Raw genomic sequence first — 18,221 nt, 5'->3', positions numbered from 1 at the left:
GGTCCTAACGCGAATTCCGGATGCTGATGATCTGCGGGCCGCTCAAATGGCAGCGCTTGCCGTGCCCGTCCTCGATCCGCAGTTCGGGACGCTGGCTGGCGCAGACGCCGTCGCCGGCGAGTTCGGCGTATTGGCATCGCGCGCTGAAGATGCAGCCCTTGGGCAGGTCAAGGAGCGACGGCGGCTGGCCCGGAATGGGGTTCAGCCGGCTTTGGGCACTGTTGAGGGTGGGCATCGAGTTGAGCAGGCCGAGGGTGTAGGGGTGCCGGGTGTCGTAGAAGATCCCGTCCACTGGCCCCGACTCGACGCATTGGCCCCCATACATGACCAGCACGTCGTCACAGACTTCCGCCACCACTCCGAGATCGTGGGTAATGAGGATGAGCGCCGAGTTTATTTCTTCCTGGAGTCCGGACATCAGGTCCAGGATTTGGGCCTGGACCGTCACGTCCAGCGCCGTGGTGGGCTCGTCCGCGATCAACAGTTCGGGTTCGCAGATCAACGCCATCGCGATCATGGCCCGCTGCCGCATGCCCCCGGAGAAGTGGTGTGGGTACTCGTCATAGCGTTGCTCCGGGCTGGGGATGCCCACCCTTCCCAGCATGTCGACGGCGGCCGTCCGGGCCTGCTTTTTGCTCTCCTTGTTGTGGACCAGGTACGCCTCGGCAATCTGGTGCCCCACGGTATAGAACGGGTGCAGCGCCGACAGGGGATCTTGGAAGATCATGCCGATATTGCGGCCACGCAACTGGCGCATGGCGGATTCGGGGAGCGCCACCAGGTCCTTGCCCTGGAACATGGCCTGCCCGGTGACCTGCGCGGACGTGCCTTTGAGCAAGCCCATGAGCGCTTGGCTTGTGACGGATTTTCCGGATCCGGATTCGCCCACAATTCCCAGGGTCTGGCCGCGTTCCAAGGTGAAGTCCATGCCGTTCACTGCGGAGACAACGCCGTCGTCCGTAGGGAATTTCACGCTGAGGTCCCGGACCTCCAGGAACGGCGCGGTGGCCGTACCGCTGGCGGGAGCGCTCGCGGGGGCGGTGTTCAACTGCATCATTGGAGCCTCACTCGGGGGTCGATGGCGGCATAGGCAAGGTCCACCGCCACGTTGGCGACGATGACGAAGAATGCGGCGAGCATGGTGATGGCCATGGTGACCGGGAGGTCCCCGGCGATGGCAGCGTGCACTGCCGTGAAGCCGAGGCCGGGGACGGAGAAGATCTGTTCGGTGAGCACTGCTCCGCCGAGCAGCAGGCCGATGTCCATGCCCAGCATGGTGACCACAGGGGTGATGCCTGCACGGACACCGTGTTTGAAAGTCACGGTGCGGGGCGCCAGGCCTTTGGCACGGGCGGTCCGGATGAAGTCCTCACCGAATGTCTCAATCATGTTGGTGCGGGTGACACGGATGTAGGAAGCACTGAAGAGGACGGCCAACGCGATCCAGGGCAGCAGGTAGTTGGCCACCCAGGCCCCGGGACCGTGCGGACCGAAGGGGCTGTTGATCTCGTTGGTGGTGAACGGCAGCAGGTGCAGTTGGTTGACGAACAGGAGCAGCAGGAACAGGCCCGTGACCGGGATGGGAAGGGAAACGCCAACAGAGGCTGCGCCCACAATGAACTTGTCCACCGGCGAACCCTTGCGGAGGGCCGCCAGGAGGCCGAGCCCGACGCCGGTGATGGTCCACAGGACAAGCGCACCGATGGCCATCGAGAAGGTGTAGGGGAGGGAACGGGCAATGATGTCGGCTACGTTCTCGTTGGTTTGGAACGATTTGCCCAGGCACGGCCATTCGCACAGCGTCTGGGCGCCGGGGGCACCGATCATCCGTGACGAGAAGAGGCCGCGGATGTAGTCGAAGTACTGGACGAAGAACGGCTGATCCATGCCCAGCGCGACCCGTGCCTCGGATATGCGTTCGGGGGTGCATTCCTGGCCGCAGGCAGCCGCGGCAGGATCAGACGGGCCCAATTGGAAGAGCGTAAAGGTGATGAAACTGACCGCTGCCAGGAGCAATACCAGCGATCCGGTCCGGCGAATAATAAAAGTCGTCATGGTGGTGGTTGCGGGCCGCCCGCTGATGCAGGCGGCCCGCTTCTCCTTCTGGACTATGCCCGATTGGTTTCTCGAAGTCCGGTTATTGCTCGACGCCGACGATCGAAAGGTCGATGCCGCCGAAGAAGTAGCCCACCTGGGCATTGCGGACATTGGAGCCCACCACGCTGTTGGTGTGGGTGCGGATGAGCGGCACGATCGGGTAGGTCTTCAAAGCTGAGCCGAAGGCCTCGGACCACTTCTTACCGAGTTCCTCCGAGGTTCCGTCAGTGTTGCGCAGCTCGAACATCGCCTTGGACACTACGGGGTCGAAGTACCGGGAAGTGTTGGAGAAGCCATAGCTGGTGCCGTCATTGTTCGGCCCCAGGAGCGGATCGGCCGAGGTGCGCACCGATGCAGGGTCGGCACCGCCGCACCAGCCGGACCGTCCCATATCCGGAAGCTGCTCGCTGGCCAGGACCGAGTAGTAGTTCGGGGCCGGAATCGGCACCAGTTCCACGTCGATTCCCAAAGCCTTGAGGTTCTGCTGGACAACGGTGCCGGTGTTCTTGAAAGCGTCGCGGTTGTTCGCGTAACCGTACGTGAGGGTCTTGGGGTAGTCCTTGCCCTCCAGGAGCTTCTTGGCTTCCTCGAGCTTCGGCTTGCCGGTGGGGTCGAGCTCCAGCTCAGTCTCCACGTACCCGCGCATCTTCGCGTTCAGTGGGCTTTGGGTGAGCTCCCCGAAGCGTCGGCCACCGTACTGGACCAGGATGGACTGCCGATCCAAAGCCAGTGCGATCGCCTTGCGGACATCGGGGTCCTTGATCTTCTGGGTGTTCAGGCTCAGCACATCGTTGCAGCCCAGCAGCCCGGAGGCCACGCGATCCTTCACTTTTGCGTCTGCGAGCTTGGCGGAATCCGAGGTCTGCAATGCGCCATTGGAGTCCAGGGTGATGGCATTGGGGTCCGAGTCGGCCAGCAACTGCTGGCTGATGGTGGCCTGGGAGGTCGACAGCGAGAAGCTGAAGGTGTCCGGCAGGGCCGAGCGGTTGGGGTCCGTGGCAGCATCCCAGTGCGGGTTGCGGACCAGTTTCAGGGATTTGCCGCGATTGTAGGACTCCACCATGTACGGACCGGAGGATACCGGGTGGTTGGTGTAGTCCAGCTTGGTGTCCTTGGCCCTGGGAACAGGGGCCGTGTTGGAACGGGAAGCCAGTGCGGGGAACTCCGCGAATGGCTTCTTCAGATGGAAGACCACGGTCCGCTCGTCGGGTGTTTCAACTGCCTTGAGTTCAGCGGAAGGATCCTTGTACGGCCCCTTGTACCCGCCGGCGTCGAGTGCTGCATTCAACTCCTGCGGCGCCTGGGTGAAGACGTCCTGCGCGAAAGTGCGCTCCACGCCGTATTTGATATCGGCGGAGGTGATGGGCGTACCGTCCTCGAACTTCACGCCTTCCTTCAGGGTGAACGTCCAGCTGAGGCCGTCGTCGGAGACTTTACCGGTGTCCGTTGCGAGGTCCGGCACCACAGTGGGCGGCTGGCCGGCTGTTTCCTTGGCCATCGTCAGCGTGCGGTAGTACAGCTGGCCGACGTTGGCCGTCTGTACGTAGTTGCTGTTGCCAGGATCAAGTGTCTGGAAGTCGGAGGACATCAGGACGTTGATGTTTCCGCCCTTGCCGTTGAAACCGGACTTGACCACAACCGGGGCAAGTTCCGTGACTGACTGGGCCTGGTTGGAGTTGGTGGGCTGGTTCTGTCCGGCGCCACAGCCGGTGGCGGCTACGGCGATCAGCACGGAAAGAGCCAAGGCTCTTGCAGGGGTTTTCATGATGCTCCTTGAGGGGTGTGGTGATGCGGGGATGAATGCGGGATTCAGTGGCGGGAAGCTTTAGGGTCCAGTGCGTCCCTGACGGCGTCACCCAGGAGATTGAACGCCAGGACGGTGACGATGAGCATGACGCCGGGAACGGCCAGGAACCATGGATCGCTGAGGTACCAGTTACCGGATTGGGCAGCGTTCAGCATCTGGCCCCACGAAGGTGTGGGGTCCTTGACGCCGACGCCCAGGAAGGACAGTGCCGCTTCGGCTGAGATGTTGGTGGGGATCAGCATGGTGGCGTAGACCAGCACGACTCCCATGACGTTGGGGATGATCTGCCGGAACAGGACACTCACGTGCGAGGCGCCGAAGGACCTGGCGGCTTCCACGAATTCGCGCTCGCGGAGGCTGAGTACCTGGCCCCGGACGATGCGGGCGAGGTAGGCCCAGCCGAAGAAGCCAAGGATGATCACCAGCGAGGCCATGGGCAGGAAGCTCCCTTCGCCCAGCGGGGTATCCCGGAGCCGTGACTGAAGGATGGGCGTCAGCGACAGCACCAGGAGAAGATGGGGAAAAGCGAGGAACAGGTCCATGATGCGGCTGATGATCGCGTCCGTTTTGCCACCGAAGTAGCCGGCCGCCGCGCCCAGGACCGTTCCGAGCACGACCGAGACAGCGGTGGAGAGCAAGGCGATGGTCAGGGAAACCTGGCCGCCGTAGGCAAGCCTGGCGAAGAGATCGCGGCCCAGGCCAGGCTCCACGCCCAACCAGTGCTGTGCCGAGGGGTACATGTAGCCGGGAAGCGGAAGCCCGGGTGTTTGGAAGTCATCCAGCACCTCGGGGCTGGTGTTCGACGTAAAGGGGTCGTTTCCCGACATCGCGCTCAACACGGGAGCCAGGATGGCGAACACCATGATGGCCACTACGACGCACAGGCTGAGGAGCGCGATCTTGCTGCGGCGGATCCGCATCCAAGCAGTGGCGAGCAATGAGCGCGCCTCGGCAGGCGCTTTGGACTCGCCCGCCGCTGCCCGAGGAAGCGGCGGGCTGCCGGTGTTCGGTTCGATGGACTGTAACTGGGTCAACGGTTCTGCTCGTTTCATCATCCGAGGAGCGTGCTCCGGAGTTCTTGTATACCAAAATAGATTAGAGCAGGATTCATGCGATGTAAATCACAAATAATGTACTGTTTGGAATACCAGAGAGATCCTCGCGCTGAGTACGCAGAGGACAGGAACAACGAGGAGCCGCCCGTGCCAACCAAGGTCACCGCCCGCTACGTGCTGGGTTATCACAACGGACACCACGTCCTCCTTGAAGACGCCTGCGTTGTGTATGACGGCTCCACCATTGAGTACGTCGGCCATGACTACACCGGACCCGTGGACGAAGAGCGTCAGCTCGGTGACGCCGTGCTGATGCCCGGCCTGATCGACCTCGACGCGCTCACGGACATCGACCACCTCATCCTGGACAGCTGGGCCGGACCGGAACACGCCAAAGGGCACCAGTGGTCGGAGGACTACTTCCGGAACCGCCGCGCAGACGTCTTTACTCCCGAAGAGCGCCAGCAAATCCGCGAGTACGCGCTGATCCAGCTCATCCTGCACGGCATCACCACCTACATGCCCATCGCCTCCGAAGTACACTCCGAATGGGCCGAGCCCTTCGATGAGCTGGTGGGAATGGCCGACACCAGCCGACGCCTGGGCTTGCGCGGCTTCCTGGGTCCTGCGTACCGCTCGGGCGTGAACGTCGTCCTGGCGAGCGGCGAACGTTCGGTGATGTTCGACGTCGAGCGTAGCCGTGAGGGTTTTGCCGATGCGTTGCGCTTCATCGACCATGCGACGGAACTTAACGACCCTCTGGTGACTGGCGTCCTGCTCCCGTGCCGGATCGAAACACTGGACGTAGGGCTGCTGAAGGAAACGGCGGCGGTATCCGCGGACAGGGATATCCTGGTGCGCCTTCACTCCCTGCAGGGCCTGATGGAACGCCAACTCATCCTGGACCGGCATGGAGTGGCGCCCTTGGAGCTCCTTGAACAGGTGGGTCTGTTGGGCGAACGGCTGCTGATTCCGCATGCCACCTACACAGACCGCAACCCGGCCGTGTTCGGCGAGGACCGCGGCGACCTCGCAACGCTTGCCGACAGCGGTGCAAGCATCATCCACTGCCCGCTCACGTCCATGCGTTACGGCAGCGCACTGGACTCCTTCAATGCCTACACGGAAGCGGGCATCAACATTTCGCTGGGCACGGACTCCTTCCCGCCGGACATGATCCGCGGAATCGACGCCGGGGTGCAGCTCGCGAAAATCCTCGCCGGAGCCAACGACGCCGGTGACGTTGCGGGATACTTCGACGCAGCCACGCTCGGTGGTGCGCATGCCCTCCGCCGCCCGGACCTGGGCCGGTTGGAGCCCGGAGCCCAGGCGGACCTGGTGGCCTTCTCCTTGGGAGACATCCGTGACGGCGTCCACGACGATCCACTCCGGACGCTTATCCTGAACGGAACAGCCCGCCAGGCTGTGCTGTCCGTGGTGGCTGGTCGAACCATCATGGCTGACGGTGTGATCGACGGGGTGGACCTGGACTATTGGCGCCTGAAGGGCCAGGAATTGTTCGACAAGATGCGCCAGGCCTACACCGTTCGGGACACCCTGAACCGCCCGGCCAATGAGCTGTTTCCTCCCGTGTATGCTCGGTTGGAACGCTGACCGGCGCCGTCCGGCACACGAGGCGTGCAAGGGTGTGAAGGAAGGTTTGACAGTGGCTGAGGCGATGCCGGAAACCGGAACTGGCCGCGACGATGAGGCCCGTGCCGAGAACGTCTATCAACTGGTGCTCGAGGGCATAGTCACAGGCACGTATGCCCAGGGCGTGCGTTTACGCGAACGCGAACTCTCCGAGGTTTACAACGTCTCGCGTATTCCGGTGCGCGAAGCCATCCAACGCCTGGAACAGGACGGTTTCGTCCAGACGTTCCCTCGTCGCGGTGCCGTGGTCCGGCAGCTGACCCTCACCGACGTCAACGAACTGTTCGACATCCGGCTGTGCCTGGAAACGTTCGCCGCCCGGATGGCTGCCACCCGGGTGGCAGAAGGTGCCGACGGCGGCCGGTTGGAGGAGCTGATGGAGGCCTCCACGGCGGCCATCGATGAGGACCGGACCGAAGACGTCGCCGTGATCAGTGCCGAACTCCACGCCGAAATTGTCCGTTTGTCCGGAAACCGCCTTCTGATCGAGTCCGTGAAGCCGTTGTTCGGCAGGATGCGGTGGATTTTCGGGCTGGCGCACAACCGCAGCAACGAACTCCAACGCGACGAGCACACCGAGCTCTGCAACGCCATCTTGAAAGGCCGGCCGGACCTGGCCTACTCCCTGGCGTACTCGCACATCGAACTGGGCCGCGAACCGGTCCTGTCAGGGCTCGCCGAGACGTTGGAGCCCTAAAGCTTCACTAGTCGTCGGCGTCCGGGTATTCGTCTTCATCCTCGTCGTCGTAGCGGCCTGATTCCTCCACTTCGACCTCGAGGATCTTCAACAACTCAGTATCCGGGTTCAGCATGATGGCTGCCTCGTCGCGGCGGTGCTGCAGCACGGTGTCCAGGTAGGACTGCACCGTCTCCGCCAGCGGAACGTACCTGTCCTGCTTTTGGCTCATGTACCAGCGGTGCTCCAGGACCTCATGGACCACCTCTGCCGGCTCCAGCTTCCCGGCCAGGTGGCGGGGAATGGAACGGACAATGGGTTCGAAGATCTGGCTGACCCAAATGTGGGCGCTGATTTCCTCATCCAGTTCCGGGTTGTTGTCGGCGCGGAACTGGTCCATGTCGTTCAACAGCCTGCGGGCTTGGTTCTCCTGGGCGTCCAGGCCCGTGAGGCGGAGCAACCGCCGCTGGTGATGGCCGGCGTCGACCACTTTGGGCTGGAGCTGGATGGTGGAGCCATCCGCCGTGGTCTTGATGGCGTATTCCTCGACGTCGAAGCCCAGCTCGTTGAGGCGGCGGATGCGCGCACCCACGCGCCAACGCTCGCCGAGCTCAAAGGACTCCTTCTCCGTGAGCTCGGTCCAGAGCCGGCGGTAGCTGTCCATGATCAGCTCGCTGGTGGCTACCGGGTCAACCTTTTCCTCGATCAGCCCACCGTCCAACAGATCCATCAGTTCACCGGCAATGTTCACCCGGGCGATTTCGAGGTCATATTCACGCTGGCCCATGGAAAGGTCCGGGTAAAGCTCACCCGTTTCCGCGTCCACCAGGTAAGCGGCGAAAGCGCCGGCGTCGCGGCGGAACAGCGTGTTGGACAGTGACACGTCACCCCAATAGAAACCCACCAGGTGCAGTCGCACCAGCAACAGCGCCTGCGCGTCAATGAGGCGGGTCAGCGTGTCCTTCCGCAGCATCTGGGAGAACAACGCGCGGTAGGGCATGGAGAATTTCAGGTGCCGGGTGACCAGCACCGGGTTCAGCGGACGCCCGTCCGCGGTGGTGCGGCCGGTGATGACGGCCACCGGTTCCACGCAGGGAACGTCCAGCCGTGCCAGCTTACGGAGCATGTGGTACTCGTGGCGGGCGACGTGTTCTGAGGTTTCCTTGATGGCAATGACCGAGCCGCCAAGGTGGGCAAAGCGGACGATGTGCCGGGAAATACCGCGGGGCAGGGCGGCGAGGTTCTCGGTTGGCCAGTCCTCCAGGGCGATGTGCCACGGCAGGTCCAGCAGCTCGGGATCGGCTGCCGCAGCAGTGATGTTCAGCGAACCGATCACGCTGGCCGGCGGTGCGGTGTCCTGCGCGCTGGCTGCCTCAGTCCTGGGGAGCTTGCCGATCTGCCCGTAGTCGGTGGGTTCGTCGTGCCACTGGGCTCCGTTTTGCTCGCTCATGCCTCAATTGTTCCGTACTTGGGGTCGCTGGCGGTCATCGCGCCTGAAAAGGGATACTCCGGCTTCGCCGACCATTCGACGTCGGGCGCTTCCTGGAAGACGACGCCTTGCCGCGTGAGCCGCTCACCCAAGGCGCCGAGCCGACGTCGGAAGTCACCGGCGTTGCGGACTTCCTGACCGGACCAGGCCACTTCCGCCAGTGAGACCGCCCGTGGGTACAGGAGCCACTGGGCCTGTTTGTTGTTCCGTACCGTCTCAGACCACAGGGGGCCTTCGACGCCGAGGATCTGTTCGTCGTGCAGGCCGCCCTGGGCAGGGTCCCAGTTGTAATACTCGGACCAGGTAAAGGGGCCGCCTTCCACCCACGACAACCCAACAGGACTTTCCGGATCATATTTCTGGTCCAGGTAGGTGTTCGCTGCGGGGGACATGATGACCGGTGTTCCGCTGTTGTGGGCCTGTCGCACGGTGGCCTCCAGATCGCCGTGCCAGTACTGGATCACCGCACCTTCCGGAAGCTCGACGGCGGCAAATTCGTTCCAACCCACCACGGCCTTGCCCGTCGCGGCGGCTATCTGGACAAACTGCTGCACCATGGCGACGTAGTCCTCGTGGGCCGTGACGTGGGCTTCGTCTCCACCGATGTGCAGGTACGGGCCTACTGTGATGTCGGCGAGCTGTCCGAGGACTTCGCGGGCGAACTCGTAGGTGGCGGGCACGTCCGCGCTCAGGGTTGACCAGCCAACCTCGGCCGTGGTGCTCATGGGTTTGGCCTTGCCGTCCGGGTTGAGCTGCGGGATGGCTGCGAGGGCGGCGTTGACGTGCCCGGGAAGGTCGATCTCCGGCACCACGAGCACATTCTTGCTGGCGGCGTACGCCTGGATGTCCCGGAAATCCTGCTGGGTGTAGAAGCCGGAGTTGCCGCGCGCAGGCACGGCCGTGGGGACCTCGACGGCGCCCGTGCCGCCCAGCCGGGTGAGGTTGGCGTAGTCCAGCCCGGACGGATTCTCCTTGGGCTCCAGGATTTCGATGCGCCACGCCTGGTCATCGGTAAGGTGCAGGTGCAGTGCGTTCAGCTTGAACTGGGTCATGACATCGATCTGCTCCTTCACCTCCTCCACAGTGAAGAAGTTGCGGGCAACGTCCAGCATGAGGCCACGGTAGGCGAAACGCGGCGCGTCAGCGATTTCGACGGCGGGAATCACCGAGGCGCCATCGGCGCCCGACTCCGTACCCTCGATGGATGCGGGGAAAAGCTGCCGCAGTGTCTGCACTCCGTTGAACAGGCCGGCATCAGTGGAGGACGAAAGCCGGATGGCATCGCTGGTGACAGTGAGCGAGTACGCTTCCGGGCCGCCGTCGAACATGTCCACCAGCTCGAGGACGATGTCACCGGGGCGGGCGTCCTCCGTTATGGGCAGCTCGAAACCGGTGCCGCGACGCAGGAGCGAGGCAAGCTGCTCAGCGACGGGCACGGCAGGATCGCTTGCCGCAATCCGGGCTTTGGGGGAGAGCGTGAAGGCAGGGCTGTCCAGGTGTTCGACGTGCGAGGGGCGGGGGATCAGGGTATCTGTCGTGTTCATGCCGTTCTTCCTGGGAGAAAGGTTAACGCGAGAGCGGCCCGACCGTGAGGGGTCGGGCCGCTATCACAATGCGGAACGTACAGACGCGTCAGCGCCGGTGGGGACTTAGTCGCCCAGGCGGAGGCCGGTCTTGGTGTCGAACAGGTGGACGTGGCCGGACTGCGGACGAACAAAGATGGACTCGCCCTTCATCGGGGGGCGACGGCCATCGACGCGGGCGACGATGTCGTGGCTCTTGCCATCAAGGATGGTGTGGCCGTAGACGTAAGCGTCGGCGCCGAGTTCTTCAACGACGTCAACCTCGACCTGGAGGCCTTCGCCGTTGCCGACGGTCTCCAGGTCTTCCGGACGCGAGCCAACGGTAACCGTCTGGCCGTGTGCTTCCTGGAGGACGTCGCGCGGCACGGGGTAGACCGTTCCACCGAACTGAACGCCGCCGTCGACTACCGGCAGTTCCAGCAGGTTCATGGCCGGGGAGCCAATGAAGCCTGCAACAAAGACGTTTTGCGGGCGGTCGTACAGGTTGCGCGGGGTGTCAACCTGCTGCAGCAGGCCGTCCTTCAGCACAGCCACGCGGTCACCCATGGTCATGGCCTCGACCTGGTCGTGCGTCACGTAAACCGTGGTGACGCCCAGGCGGCGGGTCAGGGACGCGATCTGCGTACGGGTCTGGACGCGGAGCTTGGCGTCAAGGTTGGAAAGCGGCTCATCCATGAGGAAGACCTGGGGGTTTCGGACGATTGCGCGACCCATGGCAACACGCTGGCGCTGACCGCCGGAGAGTGCCTTTGGCTTGCGGTCCAAGTACTGCTCGAGGTCGAGGAGCTTGGCGGCTTCGCGGACGCGCTCTGCGCGCTCTTCCTTGGAAACGCCGGCGATCTTCAGGGCGAAGCCCATGTTGTCCGCAACAGTCATGTGCGGGTAGAGGGCGTAGTTCTGGAAGACCATTGCGATGTCGCGGTCCTTCGGCGGAACGTCCGTGACGTCGCGGTCGCCGATGAGGATGCGGCCTGCGTTGACGTCCTCAAGACCTGCGAGCATGCGCAGCGAGGTGGACTTACCGCAACCGGAGGGTCCAACGAGGACCAGGAATTCGCCATCGGCGATGTCGATGTTGAGCTTATCGACGGCGGGCTTATCTGTGCCCGGGTACAGACGCGTAGCGTTATCAAAAGTAACTGTAGCCACAGTTATCAATCCCTTCACCGGCAGGTACGTGCCGGACGATCCGTTGTGAATGGTTCATTTTCTTCAGTTGAACTCCCCGGCCATTGGCCGGGGAGGATCGTGTGACGTCGCACGGTACTGTGCGTCACATCACATCCAAGAGTATGTCAGACTTTTGGATGAAAGACCTAAATGTTACAAAGGTCACATGTGCCGTTGGTCACCGGTCGGGCCTAGCGACCACACGGCGACGCTCCCTCAGTAGCGCCTCCAACAGCTCCGCCATGTGGACTGGAGCCTCCACGCGGTACTGCGCCTGGGTGAAGTCCAAGCCGACTTTGATCCCTACGTCATCACCCATCAGCCGGCCCAGAGCATCCTCATCCGTGACGTCATCCCCGGCGAACAGTATGGCCGTCGCGCCGGTTGCCTGCCGGAGGAACTCCACAGCCTCACCCTTTGAAGCGTGGACTACCGAGGTTTCCAGCACCCGCTTGCCCGTCTTCAAATAGACACCTGCATATTCGCGGAGCACGCGCGTAGCGGCTTCCACAGCGTCCTCGGCAACGTCGTCCTCTGCCATCCTCGTATGGAGGACGACACCGGCAGGCTTGTCTTCGAGCACCGTCCCGGGAGCCGTCTCCACGATTTCCTCGAGCACATCACGAACTGCAGCCAGCGTTGTGCGCTGTTCGTCGTCCAGTTCCAAACCGTGGGAGCCTTCGCCCAACCAGACCTCGGCCCCGTGGCTCCCAACCAGCAGCGTGGCGGCCGGAGGGGAGGCGACCAGCCGCAAGCTGTCCAGTGCCCGGCCCGAGATGAGTGCCGTCGTCGTGCGTGGAAGTTCGGCGAGTTCCGCCAAAGCGGCGGCGGACCGCGGGAGTGGCCGGGCGTCCTTTGCCCGGTCCACGAGAGGGGAGAGCGTGCCGTCGAAGTCGAGGGCCACCAGGAGCTGCTCGGTGTTGGCGATGCGGCGGATGGCGTCTAGCAGTTCGGGCTTCAAGGACAGTTTTTCAGCTGTCATCGCGGACCACCTTTTCCTCAAGTGCGGCCAGGAACTCGGCCGACCAGTGATCGACGTCGTGATCCAGGATCTGCTTCCGCATCAGTTTCATGCGACGGCGGGCCTCTTTGGGCTCGAGGTTGACCGCGCGGAGGATGGCTGATTTGAGGCCATCGATGTCGTGCGGATTGATGAGGAACGCCTGCTTGAGCTGGTCCGCGGCGCCGGCGAATTCGCTCAGCACCAACGCCCCGTTGTCATCGGCGCGGGCGGTCACATACTCCTTGGCCACCAGGTTCATGCCATCGCGCAGCGCGGTCACCAACATGACGTCGGCGGCCAGGTACAGCGCCACCATCTCCTCCACCGGGTAGCTGTGGTGCAGGTAGCGGACGGCTGTGTTCTGGATGGTGTCGTAGGTGCCGTTGATGTGACCGACGGTGCCTTCAATTTCCTCGCGAAGCAGCCTGTACTGTTCCACGCGCTCGCGGCTGGGGCTGGCCACCTGGATGAGCGTGGCGTCCTCGACTTTGATCTGCCCGTCAGCGAGGAGTTCCTCGAAAGCCTTGAGCCGGTGCCCGATTCCCTTGGTGTAGTCGAGCCGGTCGACGCCCAGGAGGATGGTCTTGGGGTTGCCGAGGTCCCGGCGGATCTGCTTGGCACGCTCAATAATGTCCGGATTGCTTGCCAGCTGCCGGATCTGGTCCACGTCGATGGAGATCGGGAAGGCCTGGGCCCGGGCGATGTGGGTGACTTCGCCGTCGGGGCCCTTCACGTGGACCTGCTGCTGCTTGACGCTGGCGCCCAGGAACCGGCGTGCGGAGCGCATGAAGTTGCCGGCATCGCTGGGACGCTGGAAGCCCAGAAGGTCCGCCCCCAGCAGGCCGTCGATGATCTCGCGGCGCCAGGGCAGTTGCGCGAAAATTTCCGGCGGAGGGAACGGGATGTGGTTGAAGAAGCCGATCTTCAGGTCCGGCCGCGCCTGACGCAGCAGGCGGGGCACCAGCTGGAGCTGGTAGTCCTGGACCCACACAGTGGCGCCGTCCGCGGCGTGGCGGATGACGGCGTCGGCGAACTTCTTGTTGACCGTCCGGTAGGAGTCCCACCACGTACGGTGGAACTCCGGCGGGGCGATGACGTCATGGTAGAGCGGCCAGATGGTCGCGTTAGAGAAGCCCTCGTAATACAGTTCAACTTCGTGGCTGCTGAGCTGGACCGGGACCAGGTCCATGCCTTCGTGGCTGAAGGGCCGCACCGTCTCGTCGGGGGCCCCATGCCAACCCACCCACGCGCCGTCGGACTTTGTCATCATGGGGGCCAGGGCCGTGACCAGGCCGCCGGGCGAACGGCGCCAGCCGTCACCGCCGTCGTCGTTGCCGTCGCTGCTGCAACGGTCCACAGGCAACCTGTTGGAGACCACCATGAAATCGAACGTGCTGGCCGTAGGCTTCTTGGTTGGAGAAGCCTTGGGGGCTTGTTCGGTACTGAGTTTTTCGCTTGCCGGTTCCTGCATTAACGCTCCCTGGGGTTGCTGTGACTCAACTCCCAGCCTACTAGTGGAATCTTCACGGGCAGTTGATCGTTCAACAACCGGGCGGGAGGGTGTGCGGTAGAGCTCCAAGTTCGCTCCCGTAAACTGTCCCCGTTGCCCTAGATATTCACTACGACGTCGAGTAACCCGAGGAACTGATGAGCCCCGCAAACGAATCCCGCCTGTCCAAGGCTGAGCGCACCGCCCAGGCACGGGAAAAAGCGCGCGCAATCCGCGAAGAGCAGTTGAAGAAAGAGAAGCGCAACAAGCTTCTGGTCGGCTGGGGCATCGTGGTTGCCATCGTTGTCATCATCGCGGTGGTGGCGTTCGTGGTTGTTGGCAACGTCCAGAACAACGCGCCGATTGCCGACAACGGCCCCACGCCCGCCAACGGCAACGTCCATGGCGGCGTCACCCTGCTGGCCAACAGCGAGGTTGTGAAGTCCGAACCCGCCACCGTCAACGTCGCCGACGTTCCTGCTCCGCTGGCCAGCAAGCCCGCAACCGTAACTGTTCCCGGTGGCGAGGCTGAAGCCGGAAAGCCGGTCAAGGTAGTTGCCTACATCGACTTCATCTGCCCCGTCTGCAAGCGCTTCGAGACCACGTACGGTGACTCGCTGACCAAGCTCCGCAACGATGGAAAAATCTCCCTCGAATACCGCGCTCTTGGCTTCCTGGACCAGCAGTCCACCACCAACTACTCCTCGCGGGCGGCCAACGCTGCGGCCTGCGTGGTGAACTCTTCCCCGGAAAAGTACGCGGACTTCTTCAACCTCCTCTTTGAGCGCCAGCCGGCTGAAGGCAGCGCAGGCATCTCTGACAAGGACCTGAAGGCCATGGCCACCGAGGTAGGTGCGGCAAACATCGACTCCTGCGTCGACAGCAAGCAGTACCGCCCCTGGGTGAAGGTTGCTACGCAGGAAGCCGCAGCGATCGGCGTCACGGGTACGCCTACCGTTTTTGTCGACGGCAAGCAGTGGGACGGCTCCACGGACCTGAACGCTGAAATCCAGACCGCCATCACGGCAAAGGGCTAAGCCTTCCTTGAATTACGACGGCGGCCGGTCACCCCTTGCTGGGTGACCGGCCGCTGTTTGTTTTGAGTCTCGTGGTACCGCCCTGCGTGTGAATTTCGTTGCGGGGGAGGGTGTGGGCTAACCTTGTCTAGCGTTGTTTCGGCGGCGCTGTTGTGTTGTTTCGCCTCCTTAGCTCAGTTGGCCAGAGCACCGCTCTTGTAAAGCGGGGGTCGTCGGTTCGAATCCGACAGGGGGCTCCACGAACCCCTCCATTCCGGCGCTTGCCGGGATGGAGGGGTTTTTCTGCTGCTCTGTAGAACGCGTCCGGTCTTTATCGATGCCTGTTTCTGCGTCCTGCCCGGTCGGCGAAGGCGTCCAGGGCTGCGATGATGTCCGGAGCCACCCAAACCCGGGTGCCGCGGATTTTTCCGGCGGATGCCAAGACGCCCGCGTGTTCCAGCCGTTCCACTGCCCGGTAGGCGGTGGCCATGGAGGCCCCAGTGTGTTCGGCGACCATTTCAGCCGTCAGTGCCGGCTCCTTTGGTACCAGGTCCAGGACTTTACGGACGGATGAGGGTGCACCCGCCAGGCGTTCCCTGTAGCTTGCTTCTACCGCCTCAATGTCTGTCGTCAGTTGCCGGCCGTTGTCGACGGCGCGGACAGCGGACTCGGCAAAGCGCTCCACGATCGGCTGGATGTCCCCTTCGCGGTAGGCGCCCAGTGCGTGGAAGTACAGGCGGGTATCGGTCAGCAATCCCGAGGACACGGGCACGGTGACGTTCTCGGTGACGCCCTTAGCACGCAGCAGGGCGCTGACGATGGCTCGCCCGGTGCGGCCGTTGCCGTCGGCGAATGGGTGGATGGTTTCGAACTGGGCGTGCGCGATCGCCGCTTGGGTCAGGGCCGGGATGTCGTCACGCTGCATGAAGGTCACCAGGTCCTCGACTGCCGGCATCACCCGATCCGGGTGGGGCGGGACGAACTCGGCCGTGTGTGGGGAGTTGCCGCGGATCCAGTTCTGCGCGTCCCGGTACTCACCGGCGATGTTTTCGTCTGAGGCGTTCAGCAGGGCGTGGTGCATGACCGCGATGTTCTGCACTGACAGGTCCTCGGACAGGTCGATCGCAGCCTGCAGGGCCCTGACATTGGAGGCGATCAGTGAGGCGTTTGTGCTGGAGGTGTCACCAAGCTGGGCCAGGGCGATCTTGCGGGCGCCAGCGGTCAGGTTCTCAATCTGGGAGCTGGAGGCGGACTCGCTGCGCAGTAGCAGCGCCGCGAACGGTGTGGTATCCCGGCCCAGCTCAGAGTCGAAGCGGACCATCTCCACTGTCGCCGCTTCTGCCAACGCCTGGGTTCGGGAATCAATGGCCGGATCCAGGCCAGCGATCTCGGGAGCGACTGCGGCCTCATAGGGTCCGCGGGCCAGCAGCCGCTGCCGTCGGGAGGCGCCACGGTTGGGGTCGGTTTCCCACGGATGCTCCTCATAGCCAATTGCCGGCCAGCCCCCGGCGCCGTCGAACAGGGAGACGCTTGGTTCGGCGTGCGGGTTTGCGGCAAACTGTCCGCCGGCAGGGATGCCGTGCGGGTGTCTAGCCTGGGAGTCCATGGTTTCCTTTGAGAAGGTTTAACCCTGATTTTCTCATAGTGAGTGTGAAATGAGAATATCAGCGTCCCTGGTTCTCATGTTGCCGGCGCTCAGTCGAACGTCTACGACCGCTGCGGACCAACGCTTCTGCCTGAACCGGATGATGGGAGGGAACCAACATCCATGGTCCGCCTGAGGGAAACCTACAAAGTGCCCACCAGCCAACTCGGTGAGGATCCTAAACTCCAGCCGGTCGGATAAGCCGCGCAGCCAGGGAGGCTTGCGTTCACGTTGTGCGGGCGATGAATTGACGGATCCAATCGACTGTTTCGGGGCGGTCCAAATGGAGACCGTGACCAGCGCCGGGCACCCGCACCAGCACTGACCGGGGAATATGCCGGCGGAGGAGCAGGGCATTGGGCAATGGGGTGAGCCGGTCAACAGTCCCATGAAGTATCAAAGTGGGTGCCTTGATGGACCCCAGTGCGCTCCACGCGTCGTGGTCCCGGCTCGCCCTGAAATGCCGGGCTTTGGCCCATGCCGAGGCCGGGGAATTGAAGAAAGCATGCGTCGCGTCAGGATTGCGCTGGACCCAGTCGGCGTCGAAGAAGAGCGGTTCGAGCCGGGACATGTCGCCGCCCACCAGCGCTTCGAGGGCATCCCTGTCGGGTTGGGTTGCTGGATCCGGCCATTTGCCGCCACTGGTGGCGGCGAGGATCAAGGTGCGGACCGTCTCCGGATGATCAATGGCCAACCATTGCCCAACGCGCCCACCCATTGAGTGGCCGTACACATGTGCGTTGTCCGCTCCGGCGGCGGAGAGGACAGCTGCTGCGTCTTCGGCGAGGAGCCGCGTGGTGTACCGATCGGCGTCACCCCGCCCACTCCGTCCAATCCCTCGGTGATCGAAGCGGATGACGCGGTAAAAGCGGGACAGGAGTTCCGCCGTCGGGCCCCAACCATCCATTGCCGTTGCCTGTCCGGCGATGAGGAGCAGTGGCTCGCCTTCGCCCTCGGACGTCCAGGCGAGTCCGGTGCCGTCGGGCGCTTCGGCGAAGTTCACCGTGCCACTTTATCCCTGCTCCCGGATGCTGGGCTGGGCCCCGGTCCTGGGCGCAATTGCAGCAGGCCGGCAACGGTGAGTCCTGCGGTGAGTGCGAGGGCTCCAGCCCACAGGGTGAGGGCCGCGAGGTCGTGAACAGCCATCTGGGGGAGCCGCCGATCCGGGACGGCCACCACGCCGATAAAGGCTCCGACAAGGCCAAAGTAACTTCCGGTCATGAAGCGTTGGTGGGCTCGGATGTTGCCTTTGCGTACCGACCATAAGCCGACGGTCAGCGTGCAGAAAGTCAGAACCGAGAGAGCATGGAGCCAGTTGAACCCGCCGTCAATGGTCCGGATCCCGAAGGAGGTAAGCACCACTACGTACATTGCCACAGCCCAGATACGGCCCAGAATCCTGTGCGCCACACTGCCTTTGTTGCGGCGGAGCAGGTTCACGGCGCCGAAGATCAGCGCGTAGCCTGCGGCGATGGCGTGCAATGCAATGAGGAATGTCCACGGCGAAGGCATACGGCCAGCCTAGTGGTCAGGGCGGA

15 protein-coding genes and 1 tRNA gene are annotated in these 18,221 nt (G+C 63.4%); 4 read left to right on the top strand and 12 right to left on the bottom strand.

What is annotated here, in order from left to right:
- Nucleotides 1-4: 4 nt before the first annotated feature.
- From ACNQOP_RS17025 to ACNQOP_RS17010, 4 genes are all read right to left on the bottom strand, one after another.
- Nucleotides 5-1,057, bottom strand: a complete 1,053-nt coding sequence (locus ACNQOP_RS17025; protein ID WP_416405223.1) for an ABC transporter ATP-binding protein — start codon at nucleotides 1,055-1,057, stop codon at nucleotides 5-7.
- A complete protein-coding gene (locus tag ACNQOP_RS17020; protein ID WP_235518772.1) occupies nucleotides 1,054-2,055 on the bottom strand; it encodes an ABC transporter permease in 1,002 nt (333 codons plus the stop codon). Before ACNQOP_RS17020 ends, ACNQOP_RS17025 begins: the two co-directional genes overlap by 4 nt.
- An 82-nt stretch (nucleotides 2,056-2,137) precedes the next feature.
- Entirely contained in the window at nucleotides 2,138-3,862 is a 1,725-nt protein-coding gene (locus tag ACNQOP_RS17015) for an ABC transporter substrate-binding protein (protein WP_416405222.1), read from the bottom strand.
- A gap of 44 nt (nucleotides 3,863-3,906) precedes the next feature.
- The gene (locus tag ACNQOP_RS17010) at nucleotides 3,907-4,959 is read right to left on the bottom strand and encodes an ABC transporter permease (RefSeq protein WP_349471945.1); all 1,053 of its coding nucleotides are present in this window, start codon (nucleotides 4,957-4,959) and stop codon (nucleotides 3,907-3,909) included.
- A 147-nt stretch (nucleotides 4,960-5,106) separates the two neighbouring features.
- Between ACNQOP_RS17010 and ACNQOP_RS17005 the strand changes: the two genes are divergently transcribed.
- Together ACNQOP_RS17005 and ACNQOP_RS17000 are read left to right on the top strand one after the other, a co-directional pair.
- Complete coding sequence (locus ACNQOP_RS17005; RefSeq protein WP_416405221.1) at nucleotides 5,107-6,573, top strand: chlorohydrolase family protein; 1,467 nt, start codon at nucleotides 5,107-5,109, stop codon at nucleotides 6,571-6,573.
- A gap of 52 nt (nucleotides 6,574-6,625) precedes the next feature.
- On the top strand, nucleotides 6,626-7,309 hold the full coding sequence (locus ACNQOP_RS17000; RefSeq protein ID WP_416405220.1) for a GntR family transcriptional regulator: 684 nt from the start codon (nucleotides 6,626-6,628) through the stop codon (nucleotides 7,307-7,309).
- Between the two features lie 7 nt (nucleotides 7,310-7,316).
- Here the strand turns inward: ACNQOP_RS17000 and ACNQOP_RS16995 are convergent, their stop codons facing one another.
- The 5 genes from ACNQOP_RS16995 to ACNQOP_RS16975 all read right to left on the bottom strand — a co-directional run bounded on the left by ACNQOP_RS16995 (nucleotide 7,317) and on the right by ACNQOP_RS16975 (nucleotide 14,004).
- Entirely contained in the window at nucleotides 7,317-8,738 is a 1,422-nt protein-coding gene (locus tag ACNQOP_RS16995) for a DUF4032 domain-containing protein (protein ID WP_284985860.1), read from the bottom strand.
- Complete coding sequence (locus ACNQOP_RS16990) at nucleotides 8,735-10,321, bottom strand: beta-N-acetylhexosaminidase (RefSeq protein WP_416405219.1); 1,587 nt, start codon at nucleotides 10,319-10,321, stop codon at nucleotides 8,735-8,737. Before ACNQOP_RS16990 ends, ACNQOP_RS16995 begins: the two co-directional genes overlap by 4 nt.
- Before the next feature lie 105 nt (nucleotides 10,322-10,426).
- On the bottom strand, nucleotides 10,427-11,509 hold the full coding sequence (locus ACNQOP_RS16985; protein ID WP_142936539.1) for an ABC transporter ATP-binding protein: 1,083 nt from the start codon (nucleotides 11,507-11,509) through the stop codon (nucleotides 10,427-10,429).
- 199 nt (nucleotides 11,510-11,708) lie between these two features.
- Nucleotides 11,709-12,512, bottom strand: a complete 804-nt coding sequence (gene otsB, locus ACNQOP_RS16980; protein WP_416405218.1) for a trehalose-phosphatase — start codon at nucleotides 12,510-12,512, stop codon at nucleotides 11,709-11,711.
- Nucleotides 12,502-14,004, bottom strand: a complete 1,503-nt coding sequence (locus ACNQOP_RS16975; RefSeq protein ID WP_305082600.1) for an alpha,alpha-trehalose-phosphate synthase (UDP-forming) — start codon at nucleotides 14,002-14,004, stop codon at nucleotides 12,502-12,504. Before ACNQOP_RS16975 ends, otsB begins: the two co-directional genes overlap by 11 nt.
- A 176-nt stretch (nucleotides 14,005-14,180) precedes the next feature.
- Between ACNQOP_RS16975 and ACNQOP_RS16970 the strand changes: the two genes are divergently transcribed.
- Together ACNQOP_RS16970 and ACNQOP_RS16965 are read left to right on the top strand one after the other, a co-directional pair.
- On the top strand, nucleotides 14,181-15,059 hold the full coding sequence (locus tag ACNQOP_RS16970) for a DsbA family protein (RefSeq protein ID WP_235518784.1): 879 nt from the start codon (nucleotides 14,181-14,183) through the stop codon (nucleotides 15,057-15,059).
- Between the two features lie 162 nt (nucleotides 15,060-15,221).
- Nucleotides 15,222-15,298: transfer RNA gene (locus ACNQOP_RS16965), tRNA-Thr, on the top strand.
- Nucleotides 15,299-15,369: 71 nt separating this feature from the next.
- Here ACNQOP_RS16965 and ACNQOP_RS16960 read toward each other — a convergent pair.
- From ACNQOP_RS16960 to ACNQOP_RS16950, 3 genes are all read right to left on the bottom strand, one after another.
- Nucleotides 15,370-16,644, bottom strand: coding sequence for a Fic family protein (locus ACNQOP_RS16960; protein WP_257368999.1), 1,275 nt, complete (start codon nucleotides 16,642-16,644; stop codon nucleotides 15,370-15,372).
- 265 nt (nucleotides 16,645-16,909) lie between these two features.
- Nucleotides 16,910-17,686: an alpha/beta fold hydrolase gene (locus ACNQOP_RS16955; RefSeq protein WP_349471951.1), complete on the bottom strand. Its 777-nt coding sequence runs from the start codon at nucleotides 17,684-17,686 to the stop codon at nucleotides 16,910-16,912.
- On the bottom strand, nucleotides 17,683-18,195 hold the full coding sequence (locus ACNQOP_RS16950; protein WP_416405217.1) for a DUF2306 domain-containing protein: 513 nt from the start codon (nucleotides 18,193-18,195) through the stop codon (nucleotides 17,683-17,685). Before ACNQOP_RS16950 ends, ACNQOP_RS16955 begins: the two co-directional genes overlap by 4 nt.
- Nucleotides 18,196-18,221: the final 26 nt, after the last annotated feature.

The organism is Arthrobacter sp. LFS091 (genome assembly GCF_047977885.1).
Taxonomy (GTDB): Bacteria; Actinomycetota; Actinomycetes; order Actinomycetales; family Micrococcaceae; genus Arthrobacter.
This window is presented reverse-complemented; position numbering and strand designations above follow the sequence as displayed.

Excerpts from the sequence above, each read along its gene's own strand:
- ACNQOP_RS17025 (WP_416405223.1), bottom strand. The coding sequence starts at position 1,057 with ATGATGCAGTTGAACACCGCCCCCGCGAGCGCTCCCGCCAGCGGTACG.
- ACNQOP_RS17020 (WP_235518772.1), bottom strand. The coding sequence starts at position 2,055 with ATGACGACTTTTATTATTCGCCGGACCGGATCGCTGGTATTGCTCCTG.
- ACNQOP_RS17015 (WP_416405222.1), bottom strand. The coding sequence starts at position 3,862 with ATGAAAACCCCTGCAAGAGCCTTGGCTCTTTCCGTGCTGATCGCCGTA.
- ACNQOP_RS17010 (WP_349471945.1), bottom strand. The coding sequence starts at position 4,959 with ATGATGAAACGAGCAGAACCGTTGACCCAGTTACAGTCCATCGAACCG.
- ACNQOP_RS16995 (WP_284985860.1), bottom strand. The coding sequence starts at position 8,738 with ATGAGCGAGCAAAACGGAGCCCAGTGGCACGACGAACCCACCGACTAC.
- ACNQOP_RS16990 (WP_416405219.1), bottom strand. The coding sequence starts at position 10,321 with ATGAACACGACAGATACCCTGATCCCCCGCCCCTCGCACGTCGAACAC.
- otsB (WP_416405218.1), bottom strand. The coding sequence starts at position 12,512 with ATGACAGCTGAAAAACTGTCCTTGAAGCCCGAACTGCTAGACGCCATC.
- ACNQOP_RS16975 (WP_305082600.1), bottom strand. The coding sequence starts at position 14,004 with ATGCAGGAACCGGCAAGCGAAAAACTCAGTACCGAACAAGCCCCCAAG.
- ACNQOP_RS16970 (WP_235518784.1), top strand. The coding sequence starts at position 14,181 with ATGAGCCCCGCAAACGAATCCCGCCTGTCCAAGGCTGAGCGCACCGCC.
- ACNQOP_RS16960 (WP_257368999.1), bottom strand. The coding sequence starts at position 16,644 with ATGGACTCCCAGGCTAGACACCCGCACGGCATCCCTGCCGGCGGACAG.
- ACNQOP_RS16950 (WP_416405217.1), bottom strand. The coding sequence starts at position 18,195 with ATGCCTTCGCCGTGGACATTCCTCATTGCATTGCACGCCATCGCCGCA.